Source organism: Enterococcus sp. S183_ASV_20 (assembly GCF_018919685.1).
GTDB classification, from domain to species: domain Bacteria; phylum Bacillota; class Bacilli; order Lactobacillales; family Enterococcaceae; genus Enterococcus; species Enterococcus faecalis.
This window is the reverse complement of record NZ_JAHLRI010000001.1, coordinates 174,182-191,887: the sequence shown is the minus strand read 5'-3', so window position 1 is coordinate 191,887 and position 17,706 is coordinate 174,182. Positions and strand designations below refer to the sequence as shown.

General features: G+C 37.9%; 16 protein-coding genes. 14 read left to right on the top strand and 2 right to left on the bottom strand.

The annotated features are described in order from the left end of the window. Positions 1–3 precede the first annotated feature (3 nt). The 6 genes from KQI94_RS00945 to KQI94_RS00920 all read left to right on the top strand — a co-directional run bounded on the left by KQI94_RS00945 (position 4) and on the right by KQI94_RS00920 (position 8,410). Complete coding sequence (locus KQI94_RS00945) at positions 4–903, top strand: PTS sugar transporter subunit IIC (protein WP_002357253.1); 900 nt, start codon at positions 4–6, stop codon at positions 901–903. Next, complete coding sequence (locus tag KQI94_RS00940) at positions 890–1,699, top strand: PTS system mannose/fructose/sorbose family transporter subunit IID (protein ID WP_002357254.1); 810 nt, start codon at positions 890–892, stop codon at positions 1,697–1,699. The genes KQI94_RS00945 and KQI94_RS00940 overlap by 14 nt, the downstream gene beginning before the upstream one ends. Positions 1,700–1,718: 19 nt before the next feature. Next, entirely contained in the window at positions 1,719–2,126 is a 408-nt protein-coding gene (locus KQI94_RS00935; protein WP_002361967.1) for a PTS fructose transporter subunit IIA, read from the top strand. Positions 2,127–2,275: 149 nt separating this feature from the next. Then, entirely contained in the window at positions 2,276–6,250 is a 3,975-nt protein-coding gene (locus KQI94_RS00930) for an endo-alpha-N-acetylgalactosaminidase family protein (protein WP_002390423.1), read from the top strand. Positions 6,251–6,490: 240 nt separating this feature from the next. Further along, complete coding sequence (locus KQI94_RS00925; protein ID WP_002386882.1) at positions 6,491–7,645, top strand: AI-2E family transporter; 1,155 nt, start codon at positions 6,491–6,493, stop codon at positions 7,643–7,645. 120 nt (positions 7,646–7,765) lie between these two features. Further along, a complete protein-coding gene (locus KQI94_RS00920) occupies positions 7,766–8,410 on the top strand; it encodes a DUF998 domain-containing protein (protein ID WP_002369262.1) in 645 nt (214 codons plus the stop codon). Between the two features lie 46 nt (positions 8,411–8,456). Here KQI94_RS00920 and KQI94_RS00915 read toward each other — a convergent pair whose 3' ends face one another. Next, positions 8,457–9,068, bottom strand: coding sequence for a lipoprotein (locus KQI94_RS00915; RefSeq protein WP_002382413.1), 612 nt, complete (start codon positions 9,066–9,068; stop codon positions 8,457–8,459). A 178-nt stretch (positions 9,069–9,246) separates the two neighbouring features. On the opposite strand from KQI94_RS00915, the gene KQI94_RS00910 reads away from it, so the two are divergent. The 4 genes from KQI94_RS00910 to KQI94_RS00895 all read left to right on the top strand — a co-directional run bounded on the left by KQI94_RS00910 (position 9,247) and on the right by KQI94_RS00895 (position 13,066). Beyond that, a complete protein-coding gene (locus KQI94_RS00910; protein WP_002369264.1) occupies positions 9,247–9,699 on the top strand; it encodes a DUF2188 domain-containing protein in 453 nt (150 codons plus the stop codon). A 190-nt stretch (positions 9,700–9,889) separates the two neighbouring features. Continuing rightward, on the top strand, positions 9,890–10,909 hold the full coding sequence (locus tag KQI94_RS00905) for a branched-chain amino acid aminotransferase (RefSeq protein ID WP_002369265.1): 1,020 nt from the start codon (positions 9,890–9,892) through the stop codon (positions 10,907–10,909). Positions 10,910–11,042: 133 nt separating this feature from the next. Further along, complete coding sequence (locus KQI94_RS00900; protein ID WP_002369266.1) at positions 11,043–11,363, top strand: cupin domain-containing protein; 321 nt, start codon at positions 11,043–11,045, stop codon at positions 11,361–11,363. A 62-nt stretch (positions 11,364–11,425) separates the two neighbouring features. Continuing rightward, complete coding sequence (locus KQI94_RS00895; RefSeq protein ID WP_002369267.1) at positions 11,426–13,066, top strand: peptide ABC transporter substrate-binding protein; 1,641 nt, start codon at positions 11,426–11,428, stop codon at positions 13,064–13,066. Between the two features lie 97 nt (positions 13,067–13,163). Here KQI94_RS00895 and KQI94_RS00890 read toward each other — a convergent pair whose 3' ends face one another. Next, complete coding sequence (locus KQI94_RS00890) at positions 13,164–14,039, bottom strand: NAD(P)H-hydrate dehydratase (RefSeq protein WP_002365767.1); 876 nt, start codon at positions 14,037–14,039, stop codon at positions 13,164–13,166. 149 nt (positions 14,040–14,188) lie between these two features. On the opposite strand from KQI94_RS00890, the gene KQI94_RS00885 reads away from it, so the two are divergent. The 4 genes from KQI94_RS00885 (at position 14,189) to purC (ending at position 17,697) form a co-directional block, all read left to right on the top strand. Next, positions 14,189–15,055 (top strand): SPFH domain-containing protein, encoded by an 867-nt coding sequence (locus KQI94_RS00885; RefSeq protein WP_002357267.1) that lies wholly within the window; start codon positions 14,189–14,191, stop codon positions 15,053–15,055. Positions 15,056–15,226: 171 nt separating this feature from the next. Then, positions 15,227–15,715, top strand: a complete 489-nt coding sequence (purE, locus tag KQI94_RS00880) for a 5-(carboxyamino)imidazole ribonucleotide mutase (protein WP_002365766.1) — start codon at positions 15,227–15,229, stop codon at positions 15,713–15,715. Continuing rightward, complete coding sequence (gene purK / locus KQI94_RS00875; protein WP_002379523.1) at positions 15,708–16,832, top strand: 5-(carboxyamino)imidazole ribonucleotide synthase; 1,125 nt, start codon at positions 15,708–15,710, stop codon at positions 16,830–16,832. Before purE ends, purK begins: the two co-directional genes overlap by 8 nt. 151 nt (positions 16,833–16,983) lie before the next feature. Continuing rightward, entirely contained in the window at positions 16,984–17,697 is a 714-nt protein-coding gene (gene purC / locus KQI94_RS00870) for a phosphoribosylaminoimidazolesuccinocarboxamide synthase (RefSeq protein ID WP_002369269.1), read from the top strand. The last annotated feature ends 9 nt before the right edge of the window (positions 17,698–17,706 follow it).

Sequence of the window (17,706 nt, the reverse complement as noted above, 5' to 3'; positions counted from 1 at the left end):
AAAATGAATATCTTATGGTGGCAGATCTTATTATTAACATTATACGCAGGATACCAAATTTTAGATGAATTACAAATTTATTCTTCATTAAGTGCGCCAGTGTTTGCAGGTCTTTTTGCAGGATTAGTGATGGGGGATATTAAAGCAGGACTTATTATTGGTGGAAGCATGCAATTAACTGTATTAGGAGTTGGGACTTTCGGGGGTGCCTCCAAAATTGATGCTAACTCAGGCACGATTCTTGCCACAGCATTTTCTGTGTCTTTAGGAATGAACCCTGAACAAGCAATCGCTGCTATTGCAGTACCAGTTGCTAGTTTAATGATTCAATTAGACATTTTGGCTCGTTTTGCGAATACCTACTTTGCACATCGGATTGATAAAATGGTCGAAGATATGAACTACAAAGGAATTGAACGTAACTTCTTAATGGGTGCCTTACCTTGGTCTCTTTCTCGAATGATTCCAGTCTTCTTAGCACTTGCTTTTGGTGGTGGTTTAGTACAAAAAGTTGTATCTGTCCTAAATGGCGATTTGAAATGGTTAGGTGATGGCTTGTCTGTTGCTGGGGCGGTCTTACCAGCGGTCGGTTTTGCAATTTTACTACGTTACTTACCAGTGAAAAAACATTTCCCTTATTTAATTCTTGGTTTTACTGTAACTGCTTTACTAGGAACAATCTTTACAAACATGCAACTTTTAGGAACATCTGTTGCGAGCGTTGTGAAAGACTTCAGTGGTGTATTTAACGCACTACCAATGTTAGCAGTCGCTTTAATTGGTTTCGCTTTAGCCGCAATTAGCTACAAAAATGGTCAAATGATTCCGAGTGGGCCAGCAGCCAAAAAAGAACATGCAGCGAATGATTCAGACGAAGGAGAGATTGAAGATGACGAAATCTAATTATAAATTGACGAAAGAAGATTTTAAACAAATTAATCGCAGAAGCTTGTTTACTTTCCAATTAGGTTGGAACTACGAAAGAATGCAAGGATCAGGTTACTTGTATACGATTTTGCCGCAATTGCGTAAAATTTATGGGGATGATACGCCTGAATTAAAAGAAGTAATGAAAACACACACGCAATTTTTCAATACTTCAAACTTCTTTAATACAATTATTACAGGGATCGATTTGGCCATTGAAGAAAAAGAAGGCATTGCTGGAAAACAAACAGTTTCAGGTTTGAAAACTGGTTTAATGGGACCGTTTGCAGCAATTGGGGATTCAATTTTCGCAGCTTTAATTCCAACTATTTTTGGGGCGCTAGCTGCCAACATGGCGATTAATGGTAACCCAACTGGTATCTTTATCTGGATTGTTGCTCAAATTGCCGTGATGGTCTTCCGTTGGAAACAATTGGAATTTGCGTATCGCGAAGGAATTTCTTTGGTAACAACTATGCAACACCGCTTAACTGCCTTAACAGACGCTGCAACTTTACTAGGGGTCTTCATGGTTGGCGCTTTAGTGGCAACGATGGTTAATGTCAAACTATCATGGGCACCAAGTATTGGGGATGTAACACTTAACATGCAAAATAACTTGGATATGATTTTACCACGTCTACTTCCTGCAGGAATTGTCGGTGGCGTTTATTGGATGCTAGGTAAAAAGAATATGACGTCTACTAAAGCCATTTTTATCGTATTAATTGTCTGTGTCGCATTGTCTGCGTTAGGTGTTATTTCAAAATAAGTAAGACAGGAGAAAATCGATGAGTGAACATTTAGTTTTAGTAAGTCATGGCCGTTTTTGCGAGGAATTGAAAAAAAGTGCGGAGATGATTATGGGACCGCAAGAAACAATTTCCACTGTTGCTTTATTACCAGAAGAAGGTGAAGCTGACTTTTTAGAAAAATTTGAAGCGATTACGGAATCGCTAGAAGATTTTGTTGTCTTTGCTGATCTACTAGGGGGGACACCTTGTAATATTTTATCCAAAAAAATTATGCAAGGTGCTTCGTTTGACTTATATACTGGGATGAATTTACCGATGGTTATCAGCTATGTAAATGCAAGTTTATTAGCGATCGAAGGTGACTATGTTAAGGAATCAGCAGAAAGTATTGTGAAAGTCAACGAATTGCTGCTAAATGTTGCAGTAGATGATGAGGATGAATAATTCTGACTTGTCGTCGTAAGCTATTACAGTTTTTAAGAGAATGATTTAGAGATGGACGTTCCAAAAATAAAAGAATTTATTTTTGGAACGCCCCTTTAATTGTTAATAATGAAAGCGTGTTCAAAAATGTTAGGGGGCTGATTTATCAGATGAAACATGGAAAAATAAAACGATTTAGTACATTGACACTATTGGCAAGCGCAACGATTTTAGTACCATTAAGTACGTCTGCAGAAGAAACAACAAACAGCAGCACTGAAACAAGCTCATCAATGGTGGAACCTACCGCAACAGAAGAAAAATTGTGGCAATCTGATTTTCCAGGAGGGAAAACTGGTGAGTGGCAAGATGTGATTGGTAAAACAAATCGAGAATTAGCAGGAGAGTCATTGGCGATTTCACGAGATGCAGCAGCAGGTAATAATGCCGTATCTTTAAATTTAGATTCCCCTAAATTAGCTGATGGTGAAGTAGAAACAAAGTTTAAATACACTGCTGGAAGCGGTCGAACGGGTGTGATTATACGTGGTAATACCAAAGATAGCTGGGTTTTTGTAGGCTATAACGCGAATGGCAAATGGTTAGTTGAAAGCCCTAATTCGTGGAATGATTCAATTTCTGGGCCAACGTTAAATGAAGATACGAATTATTTGTTGAAAGTACGTTATGTTGGTGAAAAAATTACTATCTGGCTTAACACCACGTTGATTTACGAAGGAGAACCTGTTTTGGCCAATGGAGACAAAATTCCAACAGAAGCCGGACATGTGGGTGTCCGTTTGTGGTACGACAAAAAAATTGTCAATTATGACTATTTTAAAAATGGCCCCGTAGATAGCATTCCAGAAATTGTGCCAGAAGTGACACAAATTGCGCCAGTCAAAGTTTTTACAAAAATTGGTGTCGCACCAAAATTACCGAAACAAGTAAAAGTGACCTATAATACTGGTAAAGAAGCCAATGAAGCAGTCCGTTGGAATGAAATCGATCCTGATGCATATAAAGAACCAGGAACTTTTGAAGTCGACGGTACTTTGGAAAATACAAACATCAAAGCAAAAGCCAGCATTGTTGTTGCTAAAGACAATGAAGCTGAAAAAGGCGACAAAATCTCTTCCGCAGATTTAACAGCCGTGGTTGATCCACAATTTCCACGAATTATTCGCTACGAAGACCCTCAGAGTAATCAAGTGATTTTTAATGGCCAACACGAGAAAATTGACCAAGTAATGATTGATGGCAAAGCATATAAAGCAACTGCTGAAAAACAGAAGAGTGAAGCAAATCAAGCCGTTTATAACGTAGCTGTCCCAGAAATTGGTTTGCGTTTCACAACGACATTGACTGTTTCCGAAGGCCAAGAATTAGCTATGAAACTCTCAGATATTCGTGAAGAAGGAACCAAAATACACACAATTTCAATTCCAAATCAAGGCTTGATTTCTGTCAATAGTACAGATGAAGGGGCGACTTTTGCTGGCGTTGTGATGAATACTGGGACAAATGCAAATAACGGAAATAAAAATGGTGATACTATCCAAGATTTAACTACAACAAGCCAAGAAGAAACGAAAAAATATATGTATGGTTTCTTAAATACGGCGAATTATGCTGCAAGTTTTTGGACGAACGCCTATGGAGACGGCTCTGTCGATGGTAGTGACAACAATCGAATCCATAAACAAACAAAAGAAGCGGCGACTGGTTTTGTAACAACCTTGTCAAGTGGGGCATGGACCTATCGACCATTTGATGCACCGGAAGATTACACAACTGGAGAAACGCCAGAAGTGAAAGTTAAATTCTCAAAAGATAGCAACGACGACAATCGGGTGGATTGGCAAGATGCGGCAATTGGGTTCCGTTCAATTATGAATAACCCAATGGGTGCGGAAAAAGTCCCTGAATTAGTCAACCAACGGATTCCTTTTAACTTTGCTAGTCAGGCGACAAACCCATTCTTAGTGACGTTAGACGAATCAAAACGTATTTACAATTTAACAGATGGATTAGGACAAATGAATTTACTAAAAGGGTATCAAAATGAAGGACATGATTCTGCGCATCCAGATTACGGTGCTATTGGTCAGCGACCTGGTGGGGAACAAGCGTTGAATCAATTAATTGATGAAGGACATAAATTAAATGCCGTTTTCGGTGTGCATATTAATGACACCGAGTCTTACCCAGAAGCAAAAGGATTTAATGAGGAATTAGTTGATCCAACGAAGCGTGGCTGGGATTGGTTAGATCCGTCTTATTTTATTAAACAAAGACCCGATACATTGAGTGGTCGTCGCTATGAGCGCTTTAAAGAATTAAAACAAAAAGCACCGAATCTAGATTATATTTATGTTGATGTTTGGGGCAACCAAGGCGAATCAGGTTGGGCAAGTCGTCAACTAAGTAAAGAAATTAATTCACTCGGTTGGTTTACAACCAATGAATTTCCGAATGCTTTAGAGTATGACTCGGTTTGGAACCATTGGTCTGCAGAAAAAGATTACGGCGGTACAACAACGAAAGGCTTTAACAGTACAATCGTTCGTTTTATTCGGAATCATCAAAAAGACACTTGGATTATTTCCGACAACCCTTTGTTAGGTGGAGCTGAATTTGAAGCCTATGAAGGTTGGGTGGGTAAAACCAATTTTAATACCTATCGCCAAAAAACTTTTGCCATTAATGTCCCAACTAAGTTCTTACAACATTACCAAATTACAAACTGGGAAACTACAACAGCAGCAGATGGTCAAATCTATGGCACAATTAAATTAGCGAACGGTGCTGAAAAAGTGACCGTTACTCAAGCAGATGCTAATTCGCCAAGAAGCATTACGTTAAATGAGACAGAAGTTCTAAAAGGTGATGCGTATCTACTGCCTTGGAATGTCAATGGTCAAGACAAACTATATCACTGGAATCCAAAAGGCGGTACCAGCACTTGGTCATTGGATAAGAAAATGCAAGGAAAAACGAATTTACATTTATATGAATTAACAGATCAAGGGCGTATTGACAAAGGCGCAATTGCCACTACAAATAACCAAGTGACCATCCAAGCCGAGGCTAATACACCGTATGTCATTGCTGAACCTGACAGTATTGAACCGATGACATTTGGAACAGGAACACCATTTAAAGATCCTGGATTTAATGAAGCCAATACCTTAAAAAATAACTGGAAAGTTTTCCGAGGTGATGGAGAGGTTAAAAAAGATGCCAATGGTGATTATGTCTTTAGTTCAGAAAAAGAAAGAACCGAAATCAAACAAGATATCAATCTTCCTAAACCAGGAAAATATAGTTTGTATCTAAACACAGAAACACATGATCGTAAAGCCACAGTAACTGTTAAAATTGGTGGTAAGAAATATACGCGGACAGTGAATAATTCGGTTGCCCAAAACTACATTCAGGCAGATATTAACCATACAAGCAGGAAAAATCCGCAGTATATGCAAAATATGCGAATTGATTTTGAAATCCCAGATAATGCCAAAAAAGGCTCGGTGACATTAGCGGTTGATAAAGGCAATTCCGTTACAAAATTTGATGATTTACGAATTGTTGAGCGTCAAACGGATATCATGAACCCAGACAAACAAACAGTTATTAAGCAAGATTTTGAAGACACACAAGCAGTTGGGTTATATCCGTTTGTTAAAGGCTCAGCTGGTGGTGTAGAAGATCCACGGATTCATTTATCAGAAAGAAATGAACCTTACACACAATATGGTTGGAATGGAAACCTTGTTTCAGATGTATTAGAAGGCAACTGGTCCTTGAAAGCCCATAAACAAGGAGCAGGATTGATGCTTCAAACAATTCCGCAAAATATTAAATTTGAACCGAACAAGAAATATACGGACCAATTTGATTATCAAACTGATGGTGAAAATGTCTTTACTGCTGGGACCATTAATGGGGAGTTGAAAAATAACAATGACTTTAAGCCAGTCGGTGAGTTAACTTCGACAGCAGCAGATGGTCAAACCAAGCATTATGAAGCAGAAATAATTGGGGATGCTTCAGGAAACACTACGTTTGGTATTTTTACAACAGGTGCCGATAAAGATTTCATTATGGATAACTTTACGGTCACAGTGGAATCAAAAAAATAAATTTAGTCTATCTAAGCAACTTGGTCTACAAGTTAAACGTACTTGTAGCCCAAGTTGCTTCTTTTATGAAAAGAAGCAAGGTCTAGTGCCTCATTTTTATACTGCAGAATAAACCGACACATTTTTTAAAGTGTCAGGCTTCTTTGTGTATTTCATCAAGAACGAATGGACAAACTTGCCTTTTGCCACAAATCGTTTACAATTACAATGATAGGCATAATTTATTTAGAGGTGAAGTGATTGAAGAAATACAATGTTGATTGGAATTACTGGGTTGTCCGCTTTTTATTTGTAATGGCGCTGATTGTTGGCTATTTATTAATCACGAATTATCAGCACTTTGTCCATAGTGTTTCGGGTTTATTAGGCATCTTATCCCCATTCATTACTGGGTTTGTGATTGCTTATTTATTGAGTGGAAGTCAGAAAAAAATCGAGGGATTACTAGAAAGAGTTCCTTTACCAGTCGTTAAAAAAGCGAAACACGGCTTGAGCGTACTCCTTTTGTACCTGATTATTTTGTTTATTTTTGTTTTGACATTAAACTATATCGTTCCGCTACTCATTAGTAATTTAGTAGATTTAGCAAACTCTTTACCCACTTTTTATGATCACATGGTTCAGTTTGTAATGAGTTTAGAAGATAAAGGGATTTTAAAAACAGCCGCGATTGAAAAATATTTAAATAGTGTCCTTAAAGATTTGTCGCCAGAACGTTTTTTAAATCAATGGACACAAGCGTTGTTTTCATTAGGAACGTTGACTAAAAATGTTTCATCATTCTTTTTAAATGCATTTTTGACGTTGATTATCTCAATATATGCGCTGGTATTTAAGCAATCTATTTTGACATTTGTTGAAAAGGCTGCCCACAAATTGCTGTCTGAAAAAGTGTACAAGCAAACACAAACTTGGTTAAATACAACGAATAAAATTTTCTATAAATTTATCAGCTGCCAATTTCTTGATGCTTGTATAATTGGCGTTTCATCAACGATTTTGTTAAGTATTTTGAATGTGAAATTTGCTGTGACTTTGGGGATTTTATTAGGTATTTGTAATATGATTCCTTATTTTGGTTCGATTTTTGCGTCAATTGTTGCTGGTGTGATTACGCTTTTCACAGGTGGTGTTACTCAAGCAATTACGGTGTTACTAGTTTTATTAATTTTACAACAAATTGACGGCAATATTATTGGTCCTCGAATTATGGGAGATGCCCTAAATGTCAATCCGATTTTAATTATTGTTTCAATCACGATTGGGGGAGCGTACTTCGGCGTCTTAGGGATGTTTTTAGCAGTTCCTGTTGCTGCAATCATTAAAATTATTGTCTCGGAGTGGCTAAATGAATCAAAAGAAAATGATAAGATTGTAGATTCTATTGAATCCTAAAGTAAAACTTTTCGTCGCGCGTTGACGAAAAGTTTTTTAGTGGAAAAGAAAGTTTAATTATTTGGAATTTTTGATATGCTATACTTAAAGTAAATAAAAAATCAAAATTGAGGTGAATAGATGCAGTTTTTAAAAAAATATGGCGGCTATTTTTTAGTTTTAGGGGTCTTACTTGATTTTTTTACACCTTATTATGTCGGATTCAAAGATCAAGGTTACAATCAATTGACAGAAGTAATTAGCTTATTAGGTGATGTGAATAGTCCAGTTAGGGAAAACTTTAATCGGTTAACTATCATTGCGGGAATGTTGATGTTAGCAAGTTTACCTAGGATATATGCTATTTTTTCCAGAAAAACGAAAAAAGGTGCTTGGTTAGTAGTGGCAATGATTGGCGCTTATGGTTTATTTGATTGTATTTTCAGTGGGCTCTTCAGCGTAGACACTTCAAGCGCTGGCACAGTTGCTGCCGCGCTTCATAACGGAGGATCAGCAGTCGGTTATACAGGCTTTTTGTTGTTATCAGGCGTCTTAACCATTATCTACAGTAAATACGGTTCGCAAAAAAATAAAAACCTTTTTGGCTTTTTGTTTATTTTATGTATGCTTGCAGCCGGCTTATATGGCTTAGCAAGGATTCCACAGTTGCAACAGGTAAAACCATTTAATTATTTAGGCTTATGGCAAAGAGTGAGTTCATTTTGTAATTATCTACCAATGCTGGCACTGTGTTTACAAACTAAAACCAATGACAAATTTGATTGAACATTTGTCATTGGTTTTTTACTAGTTAAAATTGTCTGGTAATAACTTAATTATTGGCTACGGTGACTTCACCAGTAACAGTGGCACCATCTTTTTCTAAGTCAGCAGAATCTTTGTATTCTTGTTTATCAAAAGTAATATTGCCATTAACTTTGGTACCATTTAAAGTAAAGCCATTTGCTTTCACCTCAATATCACCTTTGACAGTCCCGTGAACGATGTTGAAATTTTCAGAAGAAACGATTAGCTTAGGAACCGTGATTTCATATTCAGCAGTTACTTTTTTATTATCATCTTGGGAATAAAGTGCTAATTTACGATAGACATCGTTGGAATCTTTCCCCTTATCATGGAAAGTACCAGCAACTGTTACCTCTTTATCAAAAGTGACATTGTCAGTAGCTGCGACAATCCAATTTCCTTTATCACTTAACGCCATTTCGAGCTCTTCAGGCTTGGCACTAATTGAAGCACCAGAGACTACTTCTGTACTTGAATTAGCTGTTTCTTTGCTACTAGAACTACTATCTGTTTTTTTATCAGATGAACAAGCACTAAGCAACACAAGAGCAGCAGTTGCCGTCAAAACAGTGGTGAGTACTTTAGACATTTTCATGAAAATCCCTCCAAAAAATTTATTTATTTCTTCCTTTATCATAACTGATTCAAAGGGAAATGAGTAATCATACACTCAAAGATTGAGAAGTTTGGCTAATGGGAAATTAGGCTTATTCTCTCAAGAAGGTTCAGGAAATATTCAAAGTAATCATTTCTTTTTCAAATGTTCCTTTTCTGTAGTAAGCTAGTAATAGACAGAATTTAAGGAGGAGATTTTGATGCCTTGGAATATGAATGATTATCCTACATCAATGAAAAATTTAGCACCTTTGATTCGGAAAAAAGCGATAGATATTGGCAATGCGTTGCTTGCGGATGGCTACCCTGATGATCGCGCCATTCCAATTGCGATTAGTCAAGCGGAGAAATGGTATCAAGAGGCAAGTGCAGCAGACAAAAAGGCATTTGAACAAGAAGCAAATCCTACGAAACAAGATTCGCATAAACAGGATAAACATGCGGGAAAATTATTAACGGCGGCTGTCAACGTTAAATATAAAGACGGCCAATGGTTGGTGATTTCAGACAGCGCTGAAAAAGCAAGTAATACATTTACCCACAAACAAGAGGCGATTGAACGAGCCCAAGAAATTGCTCGGAATAAGCAAACAAAGCTGAAAATCTATAAGCAAGATGGTACGTTACAAGAAACCAAAGAGTATACTGAATAATTTTTCGAAACCTTGATATTCCGTTGCAATTCAAGAAACGGTTATCAAGGTTTTTTTGCGAGGGAGAAATGGACAAGTAAGAAAAAATAACAAAAGTTAAGAATGAGAATAAGACTTGCTTTTCTAGTTTTTGGTGGGTACAATTACACTAATTAAGATAAAAAATCAAAATAATTGAGGTGCTACGACAATGGAAAAAGCCAATCTTGATTGGAATAATTTAGGATTTTCTTACATTAAAACGCCCTTTCGTTATATTAGTTATTGGCGAGATGGCAAGTGGGAAGAAGGCACGCTAACAGATAACAATCAGTTAACGATTAGTGAAGGTTCGCCTGCTCTACATTATGGCCAACAATGTTTTGAAGGATTAAAAGCGTATCAATGTGCAGATGGTTCTGTCAATTTGTTTCGTCCAGATGAAAATGCCAAACGGCTACAAAAAAGTTGTGCGCGTCTACTGATGCCACAAGTGCCAGTAGAAACCTTTGTTTCTGCATGCCAAGAAGTGGTGAAAGCCAACCTTGCTTATTTACCGCCATATGGAACGGGCGGTACGTTGTATCTTCGCCCTTATATGATTGGTGTCGGCGATAATATTGGCGTAGCACCTGCCAAAGAATACATTTTTTCTATTTTTTGCGTGCCGGTTGGTTCGTATTTTAAAAATGGTTTAGCACCAACCAACTTTATCGTTTCTGAATATGATCGAGCAGCGGGTCGAGGAACTGGGGCAGCTAAAGTGGGGGGCAATTATGCAGCTAGTCTTTTACCAGGTGCAGAAGCACATGAGAAAGAATTTAGTGATTGCATTTATTTAGATCCGTATACGCATACGAAAATTGAAGAAGTTGGTGCAGCCAATTTCTTTGGCATAACCAAAGATGGTACTTTTATTACGCCGAAATCAGCGTCTATTTTGCCAAGTATTACTAAATATTCATTATTGACGCTAGCAAAAGAACGTTTAGGGATGACGGCGCTTGAAGGAGACGTTTACATTGATCGATTAGCGGACTTCTCCGAAGCGGGTGCTTGTGGCACAGCGGCGATTATTTCTCCTATTGGTGGGATTCAAAACGGCACAGATTTCCATGTATTTTATAGTGAAACGGAAGTTGGACCAGTGACTAAGCAACTATATGATGAACTGGTTGGCATACAGTTTGGTGACAAAGAAGCGCCAGAAGGCTGGATTGTAAAAGTTTAAAGAGACAAAAGAGAGAGAATTCATGCTCTCTTTTTTTGTGTAGAATATTCAGAATTTTCTATAAAAAGATTGACTTTGATTCTATTTAAAGGAATAATGGAAGATACAAGATTTAAAAAAGGAGGGGAAGCTATTGCTTATTAAATCAGCAGAATCAGAAGAAATGACGATTTTTTTTGATAAAGAAAACCAACCAAATGCACAAGTTCAAATGGGCATTATTACATTACAACCTGGTGAAAAACGGCCTTTAGCTGGATATGCTCGCCATGAACAGGATGAATATTCTTATGTGATTTCTGGCGAAGCACATACGATTTTAGAAGATGGTCAAGACTTAGTTGGAAAAGCTGGACAAGCCCAATTAATTGAAGCTGGTGAGGGGCACATTAATTATAATAATGGGTTGGAGCCAGCGGTCGTTGTCTGGATGCTTGTGGAAAGGACAAAATAAAAGGGGAGCTGTCTTTCTGTAAGTAAGAGCATAAAAAAATGAAGAGTTATAGGAGAAAGAAGATGAAAAAGTATTTAAAAATCACAATGGTTTGTATTTTATTGGTAGGATTTTTAGCTGGGTGTACCAATAAAAATGAAAATAAAAAGAAACAGAAAAATACCAAAGAAGCCGTTCAACTGATGTCACCCTCGGAATTAACAACGCTCAACACCTCTGTATTATTGGATTTTCCAGATGCTATTGTCCAAACTGCAGCGTTTGAAGGGTTATATAGTTTAGATGAACAAGACCAATTGGTACCAGCCGTAGCAAAAGCATTGCCGATGATTTCAGAAGATGGAAAAACCTACACGATTTCTTTGAGAAAAGAAGCGGTTTGGAGTAACGATGATCCTGTCACAGCACATGATTTTGAATATGCTTGGAAAAAAATGATTGATCCTAAAAACGGCTTTGTTTATAGCTTCCTCATCGTTGAAACAATTCAAAATGGTGCAGAAATCTCAGCGGGGAAATTAGCACCCAATGAACTAGGTGTCACAGCTGTGGATGATTATACATTAAAGGTGACGCTCAAAGAGCCAAAACCGTACTTTACGTCCTTGTTAGCTTTTCCGACATTTTTCCCGCAAAATCAAAAAGTAGTCGAACAATTTGGTGCGGACTATGGAACTGCTAGTGATAAAGTCGTCTATAATGGTCCGTTCGTGGTAAAAGATTGGCAGCAAACAAAGATGGACTGGCAACTAGCAAAAAATAATCGCTATTGGGATCACCAGAACGTGCGCTCAGACATTATCAATTATACAGTTATCAAAGAAACATCTACCGCATTGAATCTTTTTGAAGATGGACAATTAGATGTGGCTACACTAAGTGGTGAACTGGCGCAACAGAATAAAAATAATACGTTGTATCATTCGTATCCAACAGCGACAATGAACTATTTGCGCTTAAATCAAAAACGGAAAGGGCAAGCAACGCCGCTTGCAAACGAAAACCTGCGTAAAGCATTGGCTTTAGGAATAGATAAAGAAAATCTAGTCAATAATATTATTGCAGATGGTTCTAAAGCGCTACATGGTGCGATTACGGAAGGCTTTGTGGCGAATCCCACAACGGGTCTCGATTTTCGTCAAGAAGCAGGTAATTTAATGGTTTATAACAAAGAAAAAGCGCAAAGTTATTGGAAAAAAGCACAAGCAGAATTAGGAGAAAAGGTTAACGTTGAATTGATGGTAACAGATGATGGTTCTTACAAAAAAATTGGTGAAAGTTTGCAAGGCTCGCTACAAGAATTGTTTCCTGGTTTGACAATAGAGCTAACCGCATTGCCGACTGAAGCTGCATTGAACTTTGGGCGAGAAAGTGACTATGATTTATTCTTAATTTACTGGACACCAGACTATCAAGACCCTATTTCTACCCTGATGACTTTATACAAGGGCAATGATCGCAATTATCAGAACCCTGTCTATGACAAATTATTAGATGAAGCAGCCACAACCTATGCCTTAGAGCCAGAAAAAAGATGGGCGACACTGATTGCAGCTGAAAAAGAAGTGATTGAAACGACTGCTGGCATGATTCCACTTAGCCAAAATGAACAAACAGTCCTGCAAAATGATAAAGTCAAAGGCTTGAATTTTCATACCTTTGGCGCTCCATTAACGTTAAAAAATGTTTATAAGGAAAAATAAAAAGAGAGCCTGGGCTGAAAATCGCTTTTGATTTTCGGCCCAGGCTTAAATCCTGCTTTTTAACCCAAAATTTGTCACCATTTAGCCTTTTCGGGTTTTATCTCGAACGCTTCTGTTCTAATAGTTCAGAATCAGGTGCAGTGTGGGGCTGGGCATATTTTTTCATATATGTCGGCAAGGCTTGACTAATCTTCGTTGGTAAAACAACATAGTCAGTTTTGGCCAAATCATCTCCAATGAGACTGTGTAAGTAGACGGCGCCAGCAATGGTTTCAATTGTCGGCTTAAACTGAGCTAAAAAACCAGCAATGATGCCAGCCAAGGTATCCCCAGTTCCGCCAGTAGCCATCCCAGGGTTGCCACCTGTATTTTGAAAAGGTTCTCCTGCGTGGAAAATTGTGGTGCGATGACTTTTTAAAACAATCGTACTGCCTAATTTTGCTTGTTGGCGCTGGTTATTTGCCAGTGTTTGTTGCTCGATAGGTAAGTGACTCAAACGTTGCCATTCCATTTGATGAGGTGTGAAAACAACTTTTTCAGGATAGGTAAGGGAAAAATTGCCTTGGCTAAACAGGGTAATTGCTGAGCCATCGATAATTAACCATTGTTGTTTTTGATGTTGGGCGAGTACCATCTTTAATATTTGTTGTGCAGTAGCATCTAAGCCTAAACCTGGACCAATTAAAATAACATCCGCTTGCTCTACGACGTTCGTCAGAAGGACTGTTTCTTCAAAGCCCACGACCATCGCTTCTGGGCATCTTGCATGTAAAGGCCCGTGATTTTTAACATCAGTAATCACAGTGGTGAGACCAGCGCCACTATTGATACACGCTTCGGTACTCATGATGATGGCTCCGCCATATTGTCGGTTTCCTCCGATTAATACAACACGCCCAAAATTACTTTTATAAGAGTCAGAGGGGCGTTGAGTGATGACTTCCTCTAAAATGTCCTTGCTTAAATAGCGCATTCTATCACTCCTTTTCTTGGGATTTCTTTGTTCTCAGTATACTACAAGAGCCCCGAAAAAATCAGTTTATTTAATGTTAAAAGTTACTCTATTGAAGGCAATGAGGTGTATAATAAGGACCAGATAAATGAGTTAGGAGAGTGAAACAGATGGAAGAGAAAAAAACATTTTATATGAGTGGCTACGTAGGAATTGCGAGCTTATTAGTTATTTTAATTGCGGGAATTGGTTTATTTATTTATGGAGCGAGTCATACCAATGGTGTTCTTGTTGTTTTAGGTATTATTTTGTTAGTTGGGGCTATTTTATTTTTAAGTTCCTTAACCATTGTTAGTCCCAACCAGGCGAAAGCTATTTTATTTTTTGGTCGCTACTTAGGTACGATTAAAGAAAATGGGTTGTTTATTACCATTCCATTTACGCAAAAAATGAACATTTCTTTGAAAGTGCGAAATTTCAATAGTTCTCTATTAAAAGTCAATGACTCTGACGGGAATCCAATCGAAATCTCTGCGGTCATCGTTTTTCGGGTAGTCGATACAGCTAAGGCGTTATTTAATGTCGATTATTATCAAGACTTTGTGGAAATTCAAAGTGAAACGGCAATCCGGCATGTAGCAACACAATATCCTTATGACACTTTTTCAGATAATGATGTAACTCTGCGAGGAAATACCGAACAAATTTCCGAGGAGTTAACCAAAGAATTGCAAGAACGCTTAGCAGTGGCTGGTGTAGAGGTTATCGAAACACGGTTGAATCATTTAGCTTATGCAACTGAAATAGCTAGCTCCATGTTGCAAAGACAGCAAGCAAAAGCAATCTTAGCGGCTCGACAAACAATTGTTGAAGGTGCGGTAAGCATGACACAAATGGCCTTAGAACAGATTGAAGAAGGGCAAGAAATTAATTTTACCGATGAACGAAAAGTACAACTTATTAATAATTTACTAGTCTCAATCATTACTGATAAGGGCACACAACCAGTTATTAATACAGGCGACGTTTCTTCTTAAAGAGGAAGCAACGCTAAAAATAGCAAAAAAGAGTCATCTTTCCGATGACTCTTTTTTGATAAACACGAACATTATATAATTTTAATCTATAATATTTCGGTTTTTCTTTGACATCTCTTTTTCTCATTGTTAGAATAACAGTGAAAAAAGGCGGAAGGAGTTATTACATTCATGAAACCATTAGTCGCTGTGATTATGGGAAGTACCTCAGACTGGGCAACGATGAAAGCTGCTTGTCTTGTGTTGGAAGAGTTGAAAATTCCTTATGAAAAACGAGTGATATCAGCACATAGGACCCCTGACTTGATGTTTCGTTTTGCAGAGGAATCACGAACAAAAGGATTGAAGGTTATTATCGCTGGCGCTGGTGGAGCGGCCCATTTACCAGGGATGGTAGCTGCAAAGACAACCTTACCTGTCATTGGTGTTCCAGTTAAAACACGAACGTTAAACGGTATTGATTCACTGTTGTCTATTGTGCAGATGCCAGGGGGAGTTCCTGTAGCAACAACTGCGATTGGCTCAGCAGGTGCTACCAATGCTGGGTTATTAGCTGCAGAAATACTAAGTATTGATGATTTACAGTTAGCAGAAAGAATCCAAGCAAGACGACAATCATTGGAAAAAGCGGTTATGGAAAGTGGGGAACAACTTGAATAAACCTTTAAAAGTAGGAGCAACTATTGGCATTATAGGTGGGGGACAGTTAGGGCGAATGCTAGTCATGAGTGGTAAAAAAATGGGTTTCCAAATGATTGTGTTGGACCCAACGCTCAATAGTCCAGCTGGTCAAGTAGCTGACCGTCAAATTGTGGCAGCCTTTGATCAGATATCTGCTTTAACTGAACTAGCAGAGTTAAGCGATGTGATCACCTATGAATTTGAAAATATTGAAGTGGCCTCCCTAGAAAAGGCCATTCCACTAGAAAAGTTGCCACAAGGAACAGAATTGTTAAAAATTACTCAAAATCGATTGCTTGAAAAAACGTTTCTTCAATCGATTGGCTGTAAGATTGCCCCTTTTGCGGAAGTAAAAAGCCAGAAAGAGCTGCCACAAGCAATAGAAAAGATTGGTTTTCCATGTGTCTTAAAAACTATTCAAGGTGGATACGATGGAAAAGGACAAGTCGTCTTAAAATGCGAAGAGGATTTCTCCCAAGCGACTAAATTATTAGCTAACGCCACTTGTGAATTAGAAAAGTGGGTGCCTTTCACTAAAGAACTTTCAATCATCGTTGCAGGGAATAAGCATGGTTACCAAAGCTTTCCTGTATCTGAAAACATTCATCGAAAGAATATCTTGCATGAATCAATTGTGCCAGCACGAATTTCTGAGAATGTGCAACAAAAAGCAGCGGAATTGGCGCAATACATTGCTGAGGAATTAAATCTATCTGGGGTTTTAGCTATCGAAATGTTTTTAACGGATTCAGAAGAGTTGTACGTCAATGAATTAGCGCCACGGCCTCATAACTCAGGTCATTACTCTATTGAAGCTTGCTCATTTAGTCAATTTGATGCGCATATTCGAGGGATTAGCAATTGGGGCATTGGGTTACCCCAATTACTTCAATCAGTGGTTATGGTGAATCTCTTAGGCGAACACTTAGAAAAAAGCTACCAGTTATGCACGTCAAAACCCACTTGGCAAGTCCATTACTATGGAAAAGCCGAATCAAAAGTTGGCAGAAAAATGGGCCACGTCACCATTACAACACCTTGCTTATCAGAAACGTTAAAGGAAATTGAGACTGTTGGTATTTGGAACGTAACTTAATAAATGCTTGCTCCAAGCAAGTTTTTTATTTTTACATTCGACAAACACGAACGATTATTGTTTTTTTGTAACTAATGTAAGTTTTTGTCTGATGTGAATCAGCTGAGTTAGAAAGAATAGGGTTCATGAAGCTAACGAGAAGAGGGAAAGAATGGAAAAGAAAGCACTTGTGTATACAGGAAAAGCGAAGAAGTTGTATCAAACAGAAAATGCTGCGGTTCTTTTTGTGGAATATCTTGATCAAGCAACAGCTTTAAACGGTCAAAAAAAAGACAAAGTTCTTGGGAAAGGCGCTTTAAATAATCAAATCACTAGTCTAATTTTTGAACATTTACAGCAACAGAAGATTCCCAATCATTTTATCAAAAAAGTATCTGAACACGAACAATTAATTCAGGTCGTAGAAATGATTCCTTTGGAAGTTGTCGTACGTAATTATGCGGCAGGAAGTTTTTCAAAGCGTTTAGCGATTGAAGAGGGCACTAAATTAGTGACGCCCATTATTGAATTTTATTACAAAGAAGATCGTCTGGATGATCCTTTTATTAACGAAGACCATATTCAATTTCTAAAAGTAGCCACTCCTGCTGAAATTGTGGAGATTAAAGCATTGGCTTTACAAATTAATCAGGCGCTTAGTCAACTCTTTCAACGCCTCAATATTTGTTTGATCGATTTTAAAATCGAGATTGGTCGGACGAAGGCCAATCAATTGTTACTGGCAGATGAAATTTCTCCAGACACCTGTCGTCTATGGGATTTAAACACAAACGAACATCTGGATAAAGATGTTTATCGCCGTGAATTAGGAGAAATAGTTCCTGTATATGAAGAAGTTTTACAACGTTTACTAACAGCTAATTGAGGAGGAAGC

Bases quoted from the DNA above. Each gene is read 5' to 3' on its own strand.
- KQI94_RS00945 (WP_002357253.1), top strand. From the start codon at position 4: ATGAATATCTTATGGTGGCAGATCTTATTATTAACATTATACGCAGGA.
- KQI94_RS00940 (WP_002357254.1), top strand. From the start codon at position 890: ATGACGAAATCTAATTATAAATTGACGAAAGAAGATTTTAAACAAATT.
- KQI94_RS00935 (WP_002361967.1), top strand. From the start codon at position 1,719: ATGAGTGAACATTTAGTTTTAGTAAGTCATGGCCGTTTTTGCGAGGAA.
- KQI94_RS00930 (WP_002390423.1), top strand. From the start codon at position 2,276: ATGAAACATGGAAAAATAAAACGATTTAGTACATTGACACTATTGGCA.
- KQI94_RS00920 (WP_002369262.1), top strand. From the start codon at position 7,766: ATGCAGTTTTTAAAAAAATATGGCGGCTATTTTTTAGTTTTAGGGGTC.
- KQI94_RS00915 (WP_002382413.1), bottom strand. From the start codon at position 9,068: ATGATAAAGGAAGAAATAAATAAATTTTTTGGAGGGATTTTCATGAAA.
- KQI94_RS00910 (WP_002369264.1), top strand. From the start codon at position 9,247: ATGCCTTGGAATATGAATGATTATCCTACATCAATGAAAAATTTAGCA.
- KQI94_RS00905 (WP_002369265.1), top strand. From the start codon at position 9,890: ATGGAAAAAGCCAATCTTGATTGGAATAATTTAGGATTTTCTTACATT.
- KQI94_RS00895 (WP_002369267.1), top strand. From the start codon at position 11,426: ATGAAAAAGTATTTAAAAATCACAATGGTTTGTATTTTATTGGTAGGA.
- KQI94_RS00890 (WP_002365767.1), bottom strand. From the start codon at position 14,039: ATGCGCTATTTAAGCAAGGACATTTTAGAGGAAGTCATCACTCAACGC.
- KQI94_RS00885 (WP_002357267.1), top strand. From the start codon at position 14,189: ATGGAAGAGAAAAAAACATTTTATATGAGTGGCTACGTAGGAATTGCG.
- purE (WP_002365766.1), top strand. From the start codon at position 15,227: ATGAAACCATTAGTCGCTGTGATTATGGGAAGTACCTCAGACTGGGCA.
- purC (WP_002369269.1), top strand. From the start codon at position 16,984: ATGGAAAAGAAAGCACTTGTGTATACAGGAAAAGCGAAGAAGTTGTAT.